The organism is Massilia sp. ZL223 (assembly GCF_018119395.1).
Lineage (GTDB): Bacteria > Pseudomonadota > Gammaproteobacteria > Burkholderiales > Burkholderiaceae_D > Telluria.
Map to the genome: position 1 here is coordinate 82739 of NZ_JAGPWD010000015.1, position 17722 is coordinate 100460.

Below are 17722 nucleotides of genomic sequence, written 5' to 3' on the forward strand. Positions count from 1 at the left end.
AATTAAAGCTCGAACACCGGATTACTCCGACTTCGCGTCTTCTTTCTGCTCCTTGGTCTTGAGCTTGGTGTTGTAGTCGCGCATCAGGTTGTTCTGGTCACGCTCGCTCTTGAACAGCTCCAGGCGCGAAGGCTCGGACTTGCGCGGCCAGGCGTTGTTGCTGACGTCGATATCCGCCGTTTCCCAATACGGGTCCTGGACCATGCCCACCACCGGCTCGTCGGTGATGAACAGCTTGGTGATCCTGGTCGGCGAATAGCGCCACACTTCGGCCGGGATGCGCTCGATGTACTTCTTGCCGCTCTTCAGTTCGATCTCGACGATCAGCGGGGTCACCAAACCGCCCTTGTTGGTGAAGTCCACCAGGGTCAGGTGCTTGCCCGATTTGAGCAGTTCCTTCTCCCAGTCTTCCAGGTCCGCCATCGTTTCGTTGAACTTGTTGCGGTCCTTGTTGGTGACGGTGAAGTCGTCGTGCTCGTTGTAGAAGTCCTTCAGCTCCGGGAAGCGGTCGACGCGGCGTTCCATGCCCTTGTTGCGCTGGTCGGTGATCGAGATTGGCTCTGCTTGTTTCCTGGCGCGCTGCCAGGCTTTCTCGACTTCCGGATCCTTGCTGGCCACCGTGTACTCGGTGATGCCGTCCAGGCTCACGTCCACCGCGTCGGTGGTGTAGAACCAGCCGCGCCAGAACCAGTCGAGGTCGGTGCCGGAAGCGTCTTCCATGGTGCGGAAGAAGTCGGCCGGGGTCGGGCGCTTGAACTTCCAGCGCTGCGCGTATTCCTTGAACGCGAAGTCGAACAGCTCGCGGCCGAGGACGGTCTCGCGCAGGATGTTCAGCGCGGCGGCCGGCTTGGCGTAGGCGTTGTTGCCGAACTGGAGCAGGGACTCCGAGTTGGTCATGATCGGCACCTGGTTACGGCTGCGCATGTAGTCGACGATCTGGCGCGGGTGGCCGCGCATCTCCGACCAGTCCTCTTCCCAGGCTTCCTGGGCCAGCGACTGCACGAAGGAGTTCAGGCCCTCGTCCATCCAGGTCCACTGGCGCTCGTCCGAGTTGACGATCATCGGGAAGTAGTTGTGGCCCACTTCGTGGATGATCACGCCGATCAGGCCGTACTTGGTGCGCTTGGAATAGGTCAGCTCGCCGGTCTTCTTGTCCTTGACGGGACGCGGACCGTTAAACGTGATCATCGGGTATTCCATGCCGCCGACCGGGCCGTTGACCGAGATCGACACCGGATACGGATAGTCGAGGGAGTACTTGTTGTACTGTTCGATGGTGTGGACGATCGCGTGGGTCGAGTACTTTTCCCACAGCGGATTGCCTTCCTTCGGGTAGTAGGACATCGCCATCACGTCGACGTTGCCGCTCTTGATGCCCTGGGCGTCCCAGATGAACTTGCGGCTGGTGGCGAAGGCGAAGTCGCGCACGTTCTTGGCCTTGAAGTGCCAGGTCTTGGTGCCGCCGGTGCGCTGCTTTTCGCGCGCTTCGGCTTCCGCCTGGGTGGCGATGATGACCGGCTTCTTGGCCGTGCGGGCCTGCTTCAGGCGGTCGCGCTGGGCGGCGGTGAGCACCTCGCCCGGGTTCTGCAGCTCGCCGGTGGAGGCCACGATGTGGTCGGCCGGCACGGTGATCTGCACGTCGTAGTCGCCGAATTCCAGCGTGAATTCGCCGGCGCCCAGGAACTGCTTGTGCTGCCAGCCATAGACGTCGTAGTAGGCCGCCATGCGCGGGAACCACTGGGCGATCTCGAACAGGTCGTTCTTGTCGTCGAACTTCTCGTAGCCGGAACGGCCGCCGAGCACCTTCTGCTCGTTGATGTTGTAGTTCCAGGCGACGTTGAACGACACGCGCGCACCCGGCTTGAGCGGCTGCGGCAGGTCGATGCGCATCATGGTCTTGTTGATGGTGTAGGGCAGGGTGCGGCCGCCGCTGTCCTTCACGCTCGTGATGTTGAAGCCGCCCGGGAACTCGGCGGCGGTCAGCATCGAGCGCATGCCGTCGAACTTCAGGCCTTCGGCCGGGCTGCGCGGCTTTTCCCATGCCTGGCGCGAGGCCACGGTGGCGCTCTGGCGCGCATCCGAATCCGGCTTGTAGATGTTCTGGTCCAGCTGCAGCCACAGGTACTTCAGCGTATCCGGGGAATTGTTGTAGTACGTGATCGTGCCCGAGCCGTTGATGGCGCGGCGCTCTTCGTCGAGGGTGGCGCGGATCGTGTAGTCCGCGCGCTGCTGCCAGTAGGCGTGGCCTGGCGCACCGGATGCGGTGCGGATCGCCCCCGGGGTCGGGAGCAGTTCATCGAGCTGACGGAACTTGTCGTCGAAAGGCGCAGCTGCAAAAGCCGAGGCAGTGAGGCACAGCGCTGCCAGGCTGATGGGCAAACGAATCATATTTCCCCTGGAATTGGTGTTGGAGTAGGAAAAACAATTCTATCTTTAGCCATCCGGCAATTGTTCGGGGGATTTGTAAAAAAGCTGATACATAATACATATGCGACATTTGCAAGGCACATCGTATTGACGATGCGCCCCCCACGCCGCCGCCGGGATCACTCCACCGGCATGCTGAAGGTGAACGAGGTGCGTCCTTCGGCCGAGGTGACGCGGATCGCGCCGCCGTGGCCGGCGGCGATCTGGCCGACGATGTACAGCCCCAGGCCCAGCCCCTCGCTGCCGGCGCGCGAGGAAGCGCGCCAGTAGGGCTTGAACAGCTGGCCGATCATGGCCGGGCTCAGGTCCGGGCCTTCGTTGGTTACGCGCAGGACGAAGCTGGGGCCGTCGAGGGCGGCCGTGACCGTGATCGGACGCTGCGGAGCGCCGTGCACCAGCGCGTTCTTGAGCAGGTTCGACAGCAGCTGGGACAGGCGCTGCGGATCGCAGCGCAGCGCCAGCCGGGTATCGATGGCGGTGTCGATCTGGCGGCCGGGGTAGACGCCGCGCAGTTCGTCCACCACTTGTTCCAGCACCACGCCGATGTCGTCGCGCTCGCGCAGGTCGAGGGCGATGCCCGATCCCATGCGCCCGCGCGTGAAGTCGACCACGTCGTCGACCAGGCCCGCGATGCGCCGGGCGCTGCGGCGGATGCGCTCCACCAGCTGGCGCGCGCCGGCATCCTCGACCCGGCGCCCCAGGATCTCGCTGCCGCTGAGGATCGCGCCCAGCGGGGTGCGCAGGTCGTGGCCCAGCACGGCGATGAACTGCTCGCGCAGTTCGGCCGTCTCGCGTTCCGTGAACAGGGCGCTGCGGGCCGCGCGCAGCGAGCGCTCGGATTCCAGCTGGTTCGAGATCAGTTCCGCGAACAGGGCCAGGGTGGCGGCGGTGGCCCCGTCGCTCAGGCGCGCCGGTTCCGGATCGAGGCCGCACAGGGTGCCGAAGTAGAAGCCGTCCGGGCGGAAGATGGGAATCGAGAAGTAGCTCTGGAAGCCGTAGATGCGCGGCGTGTAGTGTTCGCGATAGCGTTCGCTGTGGCGCACGCTGTCGATGATCACCGCCTGGCGGGTGGCGTGGACTTCGCTGCAGATGGTGGTGTCGACGTCGAGCGTGTCGCCGGGGCGCAGGCCGAAGTCGAGGCGGTCGTGCACCGCGCAGGCGGTCCAGGATGAAGCGGTGACATGGGCGATGGCGACGAAGCGCAGCCCGGTCATGGCGGCGACGGTGTCGAGAATGCGTGGAACAGCGCCTATGCCCTGTATTTCGCTCACATGATCGTTCACATGAGTTGGAACATCCCCAAGAACGCCGTCTCCCATGATCGCCGTCCGTTTGTAAATTGTAATAATTACATCATAGCATCACCATGCCGCAGGAATACAAGCACTTTTTTGTTACACCAGCCAGCGGCCGTCGGCGTATACCCGTTCGTCGCCCAGGTAGACTGCGTCGGTCACCGCGAACACGTCGATGTGATAGCGGGCGTCCTTGCGCTTGAAGCCCGGCTTCGGGTAGACGCCGTGCTTGGCCCCGAGCGAGAGGTGGATGCCGCACATGCGCTCGTAGGTGCCGATGTCGTCCACCCGGCGCTCGCGCGTGAAGGCGCGGTTCAGGCCGAAGCCCAGCTCGCGCACCCAGACCTCGCCCTCGTCGGCGCGGATGATGTCCAGCACTTCCTGGAAGGCCGGGGTGGCGTTTTCGGCCGCCACCACGCGGCCCTTGTCGATCACGATGGTCACGGGCGTGTCCGGGCGGTTGGAGCGGTAACTGGTGTCGCCGAATACATGCACCTGGACCCGGCCATGCACCGCTTCCAGGTCGAGCGCCTCGGTGAACACCTCGCCGATCGGGAACTGGCCGCCCACGTTGTTCATCTCGCTGTAGTCGCCCACGTTCAGCTTGGCCGGCTCGAAGGGCGAGGCGAAGTGCAGCACCTCGCCGCCGCCTTCCACGCGCGCATGCGGCGCGCTGTCGATGCGCGCCTTCAGCGCCCGCCCGGTGCCGCGGAAATAGGCCGGGTCGTAGGCCAGCGCCTCGATGTAGTGCTCGGACTGCGCCCCCGGCATGCGCGACAGGTGCACGTGCTCGATCACCTTCAGGCCCAGCTTGAACAGCTCGACCCGGATGCGGAAGCCGTCCAGGCGGAAGTTGGTCGACTGCACCAGCACTACCAGATCCCTGGCTTGCATGCTGCGGAAGGCTTCCAGCACCGTTTCCGGCGTGACGCTGTCGAAGTCGATGAAGCGCGCGTCCGGCAGGTTGCGGCGGTAGGCGGCGAGCAGGGCGCGCGCCAGGGCGGTGCGGGTGTCGTAGACGACCAGGGCGGCGTGCGCGGATCCAGGACCGTGCTCGACGGCGATGGCAAGCAGGTCGGCCAGGTGCGCGCTGGCGGCCTCGACGGCGTGCGGGGGCAGGTCGCCAGCTGGCGCGATAGTGGAAGGGACGGCGGAGTTCATGGGGAAGGCTAACGGAATATCCAGCCCGTCATTATACGGTTTCGGCCTGAAAGTTCCGCTGAACAGCCTGCTATTTGATCCCGGCAGTGTCGCTGCATGCTACCCCGTGAACGGCGCGCCGCGCGACAGTGGGCGGCGCTATGATTTGAGCAACAACAACGGTCTCGACAGGCCTTGTTTCGACAAATCAAATGGCGCGGGCGCCGCTGCGCCGGTGAACGGGAGTATGTGTGGCTTACCGATGGGAAACGCCTGCCAGCATCTGGCAGGAAGACGAGAGGAATGGGCAGTTCGAACTGCTGGCCACCGAGGGACTGGGACGCATCGACTGGCAGTCCCACGCCGGCGCGCGCCTGCCTGACGTCGCGCGCCTGCTCGGCGCCTCGCTGCCGGCCAGCTGCGGCTGCGCGCCCATCTATCCCGAAGGTTTCGCCCACTGCCCGCATTGCGGCCAGCCCCTGCAGCGCCTGAACGGCCAGCCTTCCCGGCGGCCCGGCTGGTGGGGGCCGGGCGCCGACCAGTCGCTGCCGCGCCATGTGCCGCATGGCTTGCCGGTCACTTCGCTGGCGCTGGGCGACAGCCTGGAAGAACGCCCCGCGGCCCCGCACGTGGGCCGCGCCGACCGCAGCATGCCCGCGCCGCCCAACGCCTGGTGCGTCTTCGCCGCGGCCGGCTACGGCTTTCCCGAGCAGCGCCTGCTGGCGCTGGCCCACACCCGCGGCGTGCTGCAATACTGGGACCCGCTGGCCCAGTTGTGGCACGTGCTGGCGCCCGAGGATGGCGCCGCCAGCCTGGCCTTCACCGCATCGGCATATGCATGGCTGCCCGCCGAGGGGAGCGGGCGCGGAGAAGTGGCGCTGGTCCCGACCGCCGGCGGCCTGCAGCGCCTGTGGATCAATCCCGTCAGCGAAAGCTATCGCCTCGAACCCGTGCACGACGCGCCGGTGCTGGCCGCGCCGGGCATCATGCGCCGCCACCTGGCCTGCCTGGCCGGGGCGCCGGGCAATGTGCACCTGTGGAGCGCGCGCACCGACCTGGACGAGGCGCAGCAGTTTCCCTGCCCCGATTTGCCGGCCTCCGGCTGGTCGCGCCCTTTTGGCTACGACGGCCGCCTGTTCTGGCTGCACGAAGCGGGCCAGCTCGCCTGGCGTCCCGGCGAAGCGCCCCGGTTCCTGCCCTGGCCGCCGGAATGGCAGCCGCGCCTGGCCTTCGGCGGTCCGACCCAGAGCCGCGACGGACGCCTGTGGCACATCGGGCATGATGGCCAGGGCTATTCCTTCCTCGAAATAGGCTCGGACCAGCCCGAAAGGGTCGGCATCGACGGCGCGCGCCTGGGCTTCGCCAACTTCCTGTTCCGGCGCGGCCATCCGGTGGTGGACGAGCCCTGGTCGGCCGAGCACATCGAAGACCAGAGCCAGGACGACACCCTGGTGGTGCCGCTGCTGCGCAGCTTCAACAACAACCGCAGCCAGCCGAGCGGACTGGTGCTGCGCCTGCACAAGTACACGGGACGCGCCGAGGATGCCCTGGACGACCGCGTGATTCCGCGCGTGACGGTCGAATGGATCGGCCGCCGCAATGTGATCCTGGACGAGATCGCGCGCCTGGCGCGGCCGCTCGACTGCGTGCCGCTGGTCTACGACAACTGCCTGTGGCTGCAGCATCCCGACTGGAACCAGATGCGCGGCTGGCGGCTGGACGAGCTCGCGTGATGAGGACCTTGTTCCCCTCCCTCGGGCGCATGCTGGCTGCGGCTGCTTTGGCCATGTTTATGGCGGCGGTCCCGGCCTGGGCCTTCGCCGTTCCGCATGTCTTCCTGGTGCAGAACTCGGGCTGGATGGAACCCTTCTACAGCGATCCGCAGTCGCAGTTCAAGCCGCTGGTCGGCGCGCTGGCGGGCAGCGTGGTGCAGCCGGGCGAGGCGGTGGTGCTGGCCGCCTTCAACCAGTCGCTGCCCGGCGCGCCGTCGCCAAGGGCGTTGTTGTCCTTCAAGGCGGGACAGGACTCCGCGCAAAAGATCACCCAGGCCTTGCGCGGCCTGGACACGGCCCGCAAGCCGGGCAGCGCCGCGCTGGCCGATACCGACCTGGGCGAGGCCGTGCAGGCGGCCATCGCGCAGGCGCTGGGCGGCAAGCCCGGCATCGTCTGGCTGTTCACCAACAACCGCAACAGCCCCAACAACGACCAGGCCACGGCGGAGCGCAACCGCGAGTTCTACCAGCTGATCCACGGCGGCGCGGCGATCACCAAGGCGCTGGCCTTCCCGCTGCGCATGCCGGTCAAGGGCGAGCACTACAGCGCCAACGGCCTGATGGTGTACGCCTTCGCCGTCGGCGCGGAGGGCAACAGGGCGCTCGACGCGCTGCTGGCCGCCAGGCGGGTCGAGCGCGTGATCACCGAGCCGCCCGCGCGCCTGAAGCCGCTCGACCGCGACACGGTGCGGCTGGCGCCGCGCAAGGTCGAGAACGCGCCGGGCGTGCGCTTCGCCACCGCGCCGAACGGCGTGCTGCGCGCCGACGTGGCGCCGGATGCGCGCCAGCCCACGGCGCGCATCGAGTGGAATCTCGAGAACACGATGTACCCGTACACGATCTCCTCGGCCACCCTGAGCGCGCGCTCCACGCTGGGCGGCGAGAACCGCCCGATCTCGCTGGCCAGCAGCAAGGTCAGCGCGCTGGCGCCGGGCAAACCCGCTCCCCTGGGCTCGACCATGACCCTGCCGGTGGCGCAAATCCCCGACAAGTGGTCGGCGCAAGCGCTGAAATCGGCCGGTTCGGCCTATGTGCTGCCGGGGACCATCCAGCTGCACCTGGCGGACCAGAAGCTGGAGCTGTCGCAAGCCTTCCGCCAGCGCATGGCGGCGCTGTTCCCGGGCGACCCGCTGCCGGACATCTTCATCCCGCCAGCGCGCGTGCAGGCCTCGACCGCCGTGTTGCCGGTGGAAGTGCGCGTCCACTACGGCATGGGGCCGCTGCTGGCCCTGGGCGGCGCCGCGCTGGCGCTGCTGGGGGCGGCGGGCGCGGCGGCCTATGCCTATGCCCGGCCGCGCGTCGCCCACCTGACCGTCGAGGACGAGCTGCGCACCATGCGCGCGCGTCCCGGCACCACCCAACCGATCTACGACAAGGCCGGGCAGCAGGTCGCCCAGCTCAAGACCACCCTGTTCGGCCACCAGCTGCTGGACCTGCGCGAAGGCGCGCAGGTCAAGGTCAGGTTAGGCCGCTAAGACGAGAGGACCATGATGCAAGGAACCCAGCAACCCACCGCGCCGTCGCCCGCCGATCCCGGCTTCAAGCTGCCCGAGGAATCGGCTTCGCCCCAGGATACGCTGCCGAAGACCGCGCCCGAGACGGCGGGGCGCCCGGTGGAAGTGGTGCCGGGCACGGAGGGGATGCCCCCGGCCACCGACACCTCGACCCGCGACCTGGCGATCGGCGCCGTGGTGTTCGTGATCCTGCTGGTGGTCTACTTCTTCGTGCGGAACGCCTACGTGCACCACCTGGTGGTGCGCCGCGTGGCGCCCTCGTCGGCCGGCACGGCGGGCTGGCTGCTGTTCATCGGGCTCGGCTTCCTGTCGGCGGCGGCGGTGCTGGCGATCATCAACGCCAGCCGCTACATGACTTTCGGCGTCATGGGGCCGCTGGTCATCGTCGGGGTGGTGGCCCTGGTTGCGGCGCTGTTCACCGGGCGACGCTAAAAGTCATTGGAAAGAGAATCGAACATGGCAGATTTCCCCAAACCCGGCACCCTGGGCGCCAAGACCGAGCTCAAGGTCGACCTGCGGCCCACGCTGTTCATCGGCGCCGGCGGCACCGGCATGGAAGTGATGATGCGCATCCGCCGCCGCATCCTGTCGGCCGTGTGGAACCGCCACCATCCGACGCGGGTGGAATCCATCGGCGACTTCCCGGTCGCGCGCTTCCTGCACTTCGACCTCGACAGCAATGCCGTGATCGACGAAGGCAAGTCGCAGCGCACCGATCCCTGGTACGAGCTGGTGCGCCTGAGCGACGAGGAACGCCTGGTCGAGCCGCTCGACCTGCCCCAGTACCACGAGTCCGACGACAGCCTGGCGCGCTTCCCGCTGATCGAGAACTGGATGCCGCTGCGGCCCAAGAAGCTGCGCTCGCTGGGCATCGACCCGTCCAAGGGCGCGGGCCAGATCCGCGCGCTGGCGCGGCTCTACCTGTTCGACAAATACCCGAAGCTGCGCGGCCGCATCAAGGGCGCGCTCAACTTCCTGAGCAGTAATGCCGGCATCGAGCGCAAGGAGAACTACCAGCGCCTGGGCCTGCAGGTCGATACCTCCAAGTTCCGCATCGTCGTGATCGCCTCCGCCGCCGGCGGCACCGGCGCCGGCAGCGCGATCGACCTGGGCTGGCTGTCCAAGGCCATCGCGCGCCAGGAAGTGTCGGACAGCCAGGTCGACCTGGTGCTGTTCATGCCCTCGGGCTACGCCAAGGCCAACAAGGAGCGCACCGAGGCCAATGCCTACGCCACCCTGATGGAGCTGGAGACGGCGATGCGCGACATGAACGCGCGCGTGCACTGGATGGAGCCCGACAGCATCACGGGCACCGGCACGCCTTTCGACGACGTCTATTTCGTCGACACCGCCAACCTGGCCAACAAGGCGACACTGGACGTCAAGGACGTCTACCAGATGGTGGCCGACACCCTGTTCGAGGACTTCGCCTCGGCCGATTTCGCCAACCGCAAGCGCTCGGTGGCGGTCAACCAGCAGCAGCACAAGCTCGGGCCCTACAATCCCAAGGTGCCGGAGGCGCGCTTCGGCGACATGCGCCTGTCCTATTCGAAGGTGTACTCGGCCTTCGGGCAGTCGGTGCTCGACACCCAGCAAAGCCTGGTCGAAGACATCCGCGCCTACGAGCTGGCCGGGCTGATGGTCAAGGCCTTCTTCGGCCTGGTAAGCAGCGACGGGACCGCCGCCCGGAGGGCAGGGGACCAGGAACGCGACAGCTTCATGCGCGAGCAGATGGACATGGCCGAGCGTCCCTTCGACGAGTTCCCGGACTTCCGCAAGGGGACCGTCGACGTCACCGCCTTCCCCGAGTACACCCTCACCAATACCCTGCTGCTGGACCGCGACGGCAGGTCGCTGCTCGAGCGGGTCGAGAGCAAGGTGCAGCTCGAGATGGACCGCATCATGGCGTCCTACGACATCAAGCTGTGGCGCGAGAAGGTGGCCGAGCTGCTGCCGAACCTGGAGCGCGATGCGATCCGCGAGGCCGGCGCCACCGCCGAGACCAGCGAAGACCGCATCAAGCGGCACACGAACGAACTGCTGGGCCGCTTGAAAGGCCGCGTGCGCGAGCGCCTGTATGCGCTGCTGGACGACCGCAAGCAGGGCGGGCTGGAATTCGTGCTGTCGCTGCTGGAGCAGGTCAAGGCCCGCCTGCAGCAGCGCGACCTGGCCAACGCCGAGCGCAACGGACGCCGCTACCGCGACATCCGCGACGCGCTGCGCACCCGCCAGGTGGAGGAATCGCTGAACAACCTGTCGCAGGCCTCCGGCCGCATGTTCGGCAAGGAGCCGCAGGCGCGCGAAGTGATGAACCACCTCAAGCGCGACATCGCCGACTACCTGCGCTTCCACCTGCTGGCGGTGTCGGCCGGGCAGTCGATCGAAGTCATGCGCGGCATGTCGGCCTGGCTGGGCGACCCGCAGAGCACCGACGAGCACGGGCAGGCGCAATGGAGCGGCATCGCCGGCGAATTCCAGGAAGGCCGGCGCCAGGTGCAGGCCATGCTGGCCGCCGCCGACCAGCGCATCAGCCAGCTGCGCGCCGACGCCCGCCAGGAACACGCCACCTATATCAAGCTGGCCGCCGACACCACGCCGCCGCCGGTGCGCCTGACCGGCGACGTGAGCGCATGGAGCGAGGAAGTGCTGCTGGAATTCGGCGGCTCGGCGCGCCTGTTCCCGCAACTGGGCGACGAGCGCCTGCGTTCGGAACTGCTGCTCAAGCTGTTCCGCCGCGCCCAGCTGCAGCTCTCCAGCCAGGAGCTCGAGCAGCCCGAACCCGTCGACCCGCTGCTCGAGCGGCTGTCCGCCTTGACCCCGCAGGAACGCCAGCGCATCTTCGGCGAATGGATACGCAGCGCCATGCCCTGGGTGAACGCGCGCTTCTCGGCCGAGTTCACGCCCGCCGCCGACCAGTTCAAGTGCTTCATCGGCGTGGGCGACGTGAGCGCCTGGCGCAAGATGGAGGCCGAGCTGCGCGCGGCGGTGCCGACCGGGTACTTCCACGGCGACCTGGTCTCCATCGTCAACACCGGCTTCAATGGCCGCGCGGTGTGCTACATCGAGCTGTCCGGCTACCCGATGACGGTGCTGCGCGGCCTGCCGACCTGGCGCGCCTCCTACCAGATCGAGAACCCGAAGATCCCGACCCACCTGCATTTCGACGCCACGCGCTTCCGCCATCCGATCTCGCCCTCGATGGACGAGCTGAACCGGCTGGCGGACGACTACGAATGGTTTCTGCAGGCGATCGCGCTGGGCGTTATCCGGCGCAAGGCCGACCTGGGCGACCGCGAAGCCAGCTTCCAGCCGCGCGGGCAATACCTGTTCGAGGTCGAGCCGGGATCGGGCGAATGGCTTCAGATCGGCAACGAATACGCGATCCGTTCCAACGGCTTGCCATCCTATTACCGCGAGCAGGTGATCGGCGCGGTGCAGACGCGCCTGGCCGGCATGGGGCCGCACCAGCTGGCTCTGCTGGCGGCCCTGATGCGCCACTACCAGCTGCGCGTGTACGAACCGCGCCTGGAAGTCGACGAGACCGGCGCCCAGCTGCCGTCTCCTTCGCTGCCCAACATCACCGCGCGGCGCCTGTACGACCAGTGGATCCGGCGCGCGGCGAATGCCGATCCTGGACTGTCGCCAAGCCAGATCGAGACCGCGCTCTCGGGCATCGCGCAATGGACCGAGACCGTGCCCGGCTCGGCCAGCGACGCTTATAGCTGGGAAGTCGAGCGGCCGGTGGACAAGCGCGTGATCCTGCCCGACTACCTGGCCAGCGACGACAGGGCGGCCGAGGTCCTGCAGCGCAAGGCGGTGCCGCCGGTTGTCGCGCCGTCCGGCGTCAACCGCTACAAGCTGTTCCTGCAGGGCGCGCAGCGCGGTCCCTACACGCAGGACGAGCTGGGCCAGATGGCGGCGCGCGGCGAGATCGACGCGGGAACCCGGGTCTGGGACATGCGCTGGAATCCCAAGCTGGACAAGTGGAGCACCGTCGGCGCGCTGCCCGAGCTGGCGCCGCTGCTGGGCGCGGCGATCCCCGATCCCGACGACGGCGTTCCCGATCCGGAGTAAAAGGACCGCATGGCTCAGAACGAAGCGATCTACCGGTGCATCAACGCCGCTTGCGGGCGGAGCTTTCCGCGCGCGGTGAATTTCTGCCCGTGGTGTGGGACTGCCCAGCGCCCGGGCGCGCCCATGCCGCAGCCGGTCAAAGTGGGAACAGCGGCGGCGGCGGTAGCTGCTCCGCCGCTGCGCCCGGTGCCGCCTGCACCTCCTCCGCCTCCTCCGCCTCCTCCGTCTCCGCCATCGCCGCCCGCCGCGGCGGCGCCTCCGCCTGCGCCACAGCCCGCGCCTGCGGCCGCTCCCGCATCCGTCGCCAAGAGCACGCTCGGCGCCAAGCCAGCCGCAGGTGCGGCGCCGGCCAAGCAGCCGCCCGGACGCCGTCCCGTGCGCCTGCGCTGGTGGGCGCTCGCACTCGGCGTGCTGTGGCTGGTGTGGCTGGTGGCGAATCCTTCCAAGGCCCTGATCGAGCGCCGCATGGACAAGGCGGTGGCGCTGGCCAAGGAGTGCAAGGCGCGCGAAGCCCAGGACGAGCTGATCGCGCTGCGCGAGACGCGGGCGACGGCCGAGCAGCTGACCCAGGTCCAGCGGCGCCTGAACGACGCGGCGAAGGCCTGCACCCGCGCCGAGCAGCGCCGCGAGGCCTGGTTCGAGACGCGCGGGGCGATCCAGAAGCTGATCAAGGCCGACGCCTACGACAAGGCGCGGGCGCGCCTGGCGGTGTTCACGCGGCGCTGGGGCGAGGACGCGGAGACCCGGGCGCTGAGGCAGCGCATCGACGAGGGCAGGCGCGAGCATCCGCTGGCCGATCCGTCTGGCAGCGGGCAATGAGCGACTGTAGCGTCAGCCGCCTGAATCGGCCTGGGTGTATGCTGGCGCTCAGAAGGACAGCAAGGAGACCGACATGAAAACGAGCGTGGTGGGCGCGCTGCTGGCGCTGGCCGTGCTGGCCGGCTGCGGCCGCGGCGAGGAAGAGATGGGACCGGCGCAAAAGGCCGGCAAGGTGCTGGACGACGCCGGCGCCCGGGTATCGGACAGCGTGAAGGACGAGCTGGCCAAGGCCGACCGCGCCGCGGAAGAGGCGCGCGACAAGGTCGCGGATGCGACGCGCGACGCCAGCCGCGGGCTGGACCGGGCGACCGACAAGATCGGCAAGAAGGTCGAGGAGGCCGGGGAAAAGCTGCAAGACAAGAAATAGGCGTACCTGCCGTTCCTGCCGGGCGCTGGTATCAGGCGCTCGCGATGCGCAATTCCTTCCACTCTCCCAGCACGACGGACAGGTCCACCTGGCCCGCGCGCCATGCACGCTCCAGGTTCTGCTCGATCTCGTCGATGCAGGCCTTCTCCGGATCGGCGAAGCCGCGCACGCCATAGGCGCGGTTGCGCCCATGCGATTTGGCCAGGTAGAGCGCCATGTCGACCAGGTTGACCGCCCGCTCCCACGGCAGCGCCTGTCCGCCGACCCGGATCGGGAAGGGCGCGTAGCCGATCGAGACGTTCACCGACAGCTCGCCCTCGCCATGCCGCACGCGGATCGAGGCGATCCCGTTCAGGATGCGCTGGGCCACTTCGTCCAGGCCGCCGGCCGGGATCGTGGGCAGGTAGGCCAGGAATTCCTCGCCGCCCCAGCGCACGATCATGTCGGTCTCACGCAGGATCTCGCGCAGGCCGGCCGCGATCGCGGTCAGCACCGCGTCGCCGGCCGCGTGGCCGTAAGTGTCGTTGATGTGCTTGAAATGGTCGACGTCGAGCAGGAACAGGGCGCCGGTGGTTTCTTCCGGCGCGCCGGCCGTGGCGCACGTGCCCTTGCCGGGCACGCCGCGCATGAATTCCAGGAAGTGGCGGCGGTTATACAGGGCGGTGAGCGGATCGCGCACGCTCTGCTGCTTGAGCTCGCGGTTCTTCTCGTGCAGCGCGGCGTTCGCATGCCGCACCTTGCGGTACAGCAGGCCGACGACGGCGGAGGCGAGCGCGAACACCACTGCCAGCAGCCACCAGACGCGCTGCTGCAGGCGGCGGTTGTCGAGTTCGGACGACTTGATCTGGTTCTCGCTGCGCAGCAGTTCGATCTGCTGCTGCTTCTTGTCGGCCTCGTATTTGGTCTGCAGGTCGAGCACGGCCTGCTGGCGGCGCTGCTCGAACAGCTCGTTCGAGATCTTGCGCTCGCGGTGGTAGGCGTGCAGGGCGCCGGACAGGTCGCCGGCGCGCTCCAGCGCCGCGCCGTATTCCTCCAGCACCATCTGCAGCTCGGGCTTGTCGCCCAGGTCTTCGTAGCCCGCCAGGCCGGCCTCGATGTGGCGCTTGCCCTCCACCAGGCGGCCGAGCGCCATGTAGGCCTGGCCCAGGTTCAGGCGCGCCGTGATTTCCAGGCCGCGGTCGTTGAGCTTGCGCGCCGCCTGAATGGTCTGCTCGGCATAGTTGGCGGCGTTGCGGTAATCGTGCAGCTTCAGGTAGCAGTCCGACAGGTTCACCAGCGTGTAGGCGACCATCGAATGGGCGCCGATCTTGCGCTCGAGCGCGAGGGCGTCCTGCAGCGCCCTGAGGCCGCGCTGGTACTGGCGGGCGGCGATCGCCAGGCCGTATTCGGCGTCCTTGAGCGTCGCCATGCGGCCGGGAGAATTCGTCTTCAGCGCCGCCGTGGTGGCTTCTTCCAGCACCTTCAGGCCCGCTTCCGGATCGCGCAGCAGGCCGTACAGGCGCGCCAGCGAGTTCAGCGTCATCACGATCTGCACCGGGTCGCCGGACTGGCGCGCCAGCGCGGCCGCCGTTTGCAGGCGGTCGAGGGCGGTCGGCAGGTTGCCTTCCTCGGCATAGGTTTCGCCGGTGGAAATCAGGCTGCGCAGGCGCAGGTCGAAGTCCTGGGTGGTCCTGGCCAGCTGTTCCGCTTCCCGGATCAGGCGGTGCGATTCCGGCAGACGGTGCTCGCCCGATTCGATATAGCCCTTGCGCAGCAGGCCCTTGGCCAGGGCCACGGTGTCCTTGTGCGTACGGCCCAGCGCGATCAGTTCCTCGGTAGTGGCCAGCGCTTCCTCGTTGTGGCCCAGGACGTACTGGGCGCTGGCGAGCTGGTTCAGGAATTCGGCTCGCTCGGGCAGGGCAGCGGCGCGGCCTTCGGCCTCGATCTCCTTGAGCATCGGCAGGGCGCGCTCGGGAACGAAGCGGTTGACCTCGCGGATCTCGGCCAGGCGCTGGGTGAGGGGCGCACCACCAGCGGAATAGGCCGGCGCCGCGCACAGCGCGGCACAGAGCGCCGCGGCCAGCGCGAGGCTTCGGGGACGCGCGGTAGCGCGTTGCAGGGCAGCGAACATGGATCGGGTCTCGTGGCGCCGGTCAGGTCCGACGATTCGTCTGAATAGTGCGAATAATTATAGGCCTGTTGCAGTGGAGAAATTCCACTTTCTCATCAATTGTCACCAAAATGACACAGCCCGACCGCTCGCCGCTGACGCCCCCGCTTCGTGCAGCCTGGACCGCGCTTTCTGCCGTCCGTCACAAAGCCCCGGCCGCCCGGTTTTGCTTCCTTTACAGTATTTCCAACATATAAACAGCTCGAACAGGGAGACGGAGATGCTGGAATTGCGCGCGGTAGAAAAGACCTTCGGCAAGCAGGTGCGGGCGGTGGATGGCGTCAGTCTAAGGCTGGAGCGGGGCGTGGTCGGCCTGATCGGCCACAACGGCGCCGGCAAGACCACCCTGATGCAGATGATCGCCACCCTGACCCGTCCGAGCGCCGGCCAGATCCTGTGGAAGGGCGCCGACATCGCGCGCACGCCCGACGCCATCCGCCGTACCCTGGGCTACCTGCCGCAGGACTTCGGCGTCTATCCCAACCTGAGCGCGCTCGAATTCATGCGGTATTTCGCGGCCCTGAAGGGCGTGCGCGACCCGGCCCGCATCCGCCGCCTGCTCGAACTGGTCAACCTGCACGACCATGCCAAGCGTCCGGCGGCCTCGTTCTCGGGCGGCATGCGGCGCCGGCTCGGGATCGCCCAGGCGCTGCTGAACGATCCCGACATCCTGGTGGTGGACGAACCGACCGCCGGCCTCGATCCGGAAGAGCGCCTGCGCTTCCGTAACCTGCTGGCGGAACTGGGCTTCGGCAAGCTGGTGATCATGTCCACCCACATCGTCTCGGACGTCGAGAGCATCGCGAGCGAACTGGCGATCATGCGTTCCGGCCGCCTGGTGGCGCACGAGACCCCGGATGCGATCCTGGCGCGCGCCCGCGGCCAGGTGTGGTCGGCCAGCGTCGCCGCCCACGACTACGAGGCCCTGCGCGAGCGCGTGCACGTGCTGCAGGCCCAGCGCCAGGGCGACCGCGTGGCGCTGCGCATCGCGCACCCCGAACTGCCCTGCGGCGGCGCGCGCGCGGCCGAGCCGAGCCTGGAAGAAGCGCTGATGGCCCAGCGCTATGCGGTGCAGGCGGAGGCGGCATGATCCACCTCGTCGCCACCCTGGCCGCCAATGAAGTGCGGCTGCGGCTGCGCCGCCTGTCGACCCTGGCGGCGGTGCTGGCCGTGATGGCCGTCAGCTGGGCCATGATCGAGGATCCGGCCGGCGGCAAGGTCCTGCTGGCGCTGGACGGCGCGCGCGTGCTGTACACCAGCTCGGCGCTGGCCATGGGCAGCGCCACCCTGGCCGGCGTGCTGTTCGGCATGGCGGGCTTCTACCTGCTGCGCGGGCGCACCGCCGAAGACCTGCGCAGCGGCATAGGCGGCGTGATCGGCGCCACCCCGGCCGGCAACGCGGCCCTGCTGGCCGGGCGTTGGCTGGGCGGTGTCGCCTACCTCGGCATCCTGGTGTTCGCCTTCATGCTCACCATCCTGGCCTGCCACCTGCTGCGCGGCGATGGCCCGATCCAGCCCGTCGTCTACCTCCAGACCTATGTGCTGCTGCTGGGACCGATGGTGCTGTTCGCCGCCAGCTGCGCGCTGCTGTTCGACAGCTGGGGACCACTGATGGGAAAAGTGGGCGACCTGCTGTATTTCTTCATCTGGGTCGCCGCGATCGGCGTCGGCCCGCAGATGCTCGAGCAGGGCAAGGCCGCGCCCCAGGTGCTGCCGCTGGCCATGGCCTTCGACTTCATGGGCATGGGGAACGCCCTGGCCGTCATGTCGCAGCATGCGAACACCAGCGCGATGGCGATCGGCAGCATGCCCTACGACCCGGCGCTGCCGGTACGCAGCTTCCCGCAATGGATGTGGTACCAGGGGGCTGTGCTCAGCCGCGCCCTGTCCGCCCTGGCGGCCATGCTGCCGGTCTTGCCGGCGCTGCTGTTGTTCCACCGCTTTTCGCCGGACCGCGTCAAGGCCGGCAAGGCGAGAGCGCGGCGCACGCCGCTGGCCGTCGTCAACGCCTGGCTGCGTCCTCTGTCGCGCCTGGTCCAGCCGCTGTTCGCCCTGGCCGCGCGCCTGCCGGGCGCCGCGGGCCAGACCCTGGCCGACGTCGCGCTGGCGCTGGCCGCGGCGCCGGCCGGCATCGCCCCCCAGGGGGCGGCCATGGTGGCCCGCGC

Annotated in this window: 11 protein-coding genes and 1 pseudogene; 8 read left to right on the forward strand and 4 right to left on the reverse strand. The window is 68.2% G+C overall.

Annotated elements, in window-relative coordinates:
• Positions 1–21: 21 nt before the first annotated feature.
• The 3 genes from KBW95_RS11760 to KBW95_RS11770 all read right to left on the reverse strand — a co-directional run bounded on the left by KBW95_RS11760 (position 22) and on the right by KBW95_RS11770 (position 4883).
• Complete coding sequence (locus KBW95_RS11760; protein ID WP_211528325.1) at positions 22–2388, reverse strand: M1 family aminopeptidase; 2367 nt, start codon at positions 2386–2388, stop codon at positions 22–24.
• A 158-nt stretch (positions 2389–2546) separates the two neighbouring features.
• Positions 2547–3698: a sensor histidine kinase gene (locus tag KBW95_RS11765; protein WP_373888791.1), complete on the reverse strand. Its 1152-nt coding sequence runs from the start codon at positions 3696–3698 to the stop codon at positions 2547–2549.
• A 123-nt stretch (positions 3699–3821) separates the two neighbouring features.
• Positions 3822–4883 (reverse strand): hypothetical protein, encoded by a 1062-nt coding sequence (locus KBW95_RS11770; RefSeq protein WP_211528326.1) that lies wholly within the window; start codon positions 4881–4883, stop codon positions 3822–3824.
• A gap of 230 nt (positions 4884–5113) precedes the next feature.
• Here KBW95_RS11770 and KBW95_RS11775 point away from each other — a divergent pair, with 230 nt between their 5' ends.
• The 6 genes from KBW95_RS11775 to KBW95_RS11800 all read left to right on the forward strand — a co-directional run bounded on the left by KBW95_RS11775 (position 5114) and on the right by KBW95_RS11800 (position 13408).
• Positions 5114–6595, forward strand: a complete 1482-nt coding sequence (locus KBW95_RS11775; RefSeq protein ID WP_211524700.1) for a hypothetical protein — start codon at positions 5114–5116, stop codon at positions 6593–6595.
• Positions 6595–8109, forward strand: a complete 1515-nt coding sequence (locus tag KBW95_RS11780) for a hypothetical protein (protein ID WP_211528327.1) — start codon at positions 6595–6597, stop codon at positions 8107–8109. Before KBW95_RS11775 ends, KBW95_RS11780 begins: the two co-directional genes overlap by 1 nt.
• A 12-nt stretch (positions 8110–8121) precedes the next feature.
• Entirely contained in the window at positions 8122–8580 is a 459-nt protein-coding gene (locus KBW95_RS11785) for a hypothetical protein (RefSeq protein WP_229429696.1), read from the forward strand.
• Between the two features lie 24 nt (positions 8581–8604).
• Positions 8605–12222, forward strand: a complete 3618-nt coding sequence (locus tag KBW95_RS11790; protein WP_211528328.1) for a tubulin-like doman-containing protein — start codon at positions 8605–8607, stop codon at positions 12220–12222.
• A 9-nt stretch (positions 12223–12231) separates the two neighbouring features.
• Positions 12232–13041, forward strand: a complete 810-nt coding sequence (locus KBW95_RS11795) for a hypothetical protein (protein ID WP_211528329.1) — start codon at positions 12232–12234, stop codon at positions 13039–13041.
• A 73-nt stretch (positions 13042–13114) separates the two neighbouring features.
• A complete protein-coding gene (locus KBW95_RS11800) occupies positions 13115–13408 on the forward strand; it encodes a hypothetical protein (RefSeq protein ID WP_229429697.1) in 294 nt (97 codons plus the stop codon).
• Positions 13409–13439: 31 nt separating this feature from the next.
• Here the strand turns inward: KBW95_RS11800 and KBW95_RS11805 are convergent, their stop codons facing one another.
• The gene (locus KBW95_RS11805; protein WP_211528330.1) at positions 13440–15518 is read right to left on the reverse strand and encodes a diguanylate cyclase; all 2079 of its coding nucleotides are present in this window, start codon (positions 15516–15518) and stop codon (positions 13440–13442) included.
• A 259-nt stretch (positions 15519–15777) separates the two neighbouring features.
• Here KBW95_RS11805 and KBW95_RS11810 point away from each other — a divergent pair, with 259 nt between their 5' ends.
• Both KBW95_RS11810 and KBW95_RS11815 read left to right on the forward strand, forming a co-directional pair.
• Positions 15778–16647, forward strand: coding sequence for an ABC transporter ATP-binding protein (locus KBW95_RS11810; protein ID WP_211528331.1), 870 nt, complete (start codon positions 15778–15780; stop codon positions 16645–16647).
• Positions 16644–17722, forward strand: a pseudogene (locus tag KBW95_RS11815) (hypothetical protein); the annotation flags it as partial. The gene KBW95_RS11810 and the pseudogene KBW95_RS11815, both read left to right, overlap by 4 nt.

Coding starts and splice junctions, on each gene's coding strand:
- KBW95_RS11790 (WP_211528328.1), top strand. CDS start 8,605: ATGGCAGATTTCCCCAAACCCGGCACCCTGGGCGCCAAGACCGAGCTC.
- KBW95_RS11795 (WP_211528329.1), top strand. CDS start 12,232: ATGGCTCAGAACGAAGCGATCTACCGGTGCATCAACGCCGCTTGCGGG.
- KBW95_RS11760 (WP_211528325.1), bottom strand. CDS start 2,388: ATGATTCGTTTGCCCATCAGCCTGGCAGCGCTGTGCCTCACTGCCTCG.
- KBW95_RS11770 (WP_211528326.1), bottom strand. CDS start 4,883: ATGAACTCCGCCGTCCCTTCCACTATCGCGCCAGCTGGCGACCTGCCC.
- KBW95_RS11805 (WP_211528330.1), bottom strand. CDS start 15,518: ATGTTCGCTGCCCTGCAACGCGCTACCGCGCGTCCCCGAAGCCTCGCG.
- KBW95_RS11800 (WP_229429697.1), top strand. CDS start 13,115: ATGAAAACGAGCGTGGTGGGCGCGCTGCTGGCGCTGGCCGTGCTGGCC.
- KBW95_RS11780 (WP_211528327.1), top strand. CDS start 6,595: ATGAGGACCTTGTTCCCCTCCCTCGGGCGCATGCTGGCTGCGGCTGCT.
- KBW95_RS11785 (WP_229429696.1), top strand. CDS start 8,122: ATGATGCAAGGAACCCAGCAACCCACCGCGCCGTCGCCCGCCGATCCC.
- KBW95_RS11810 (WP_211528331.1), top strand. CDS start 15,778: ATGCTGGAATTGCGCGCGGTAGAAAAGACCTTCGGCAAGCAGGTGCGG.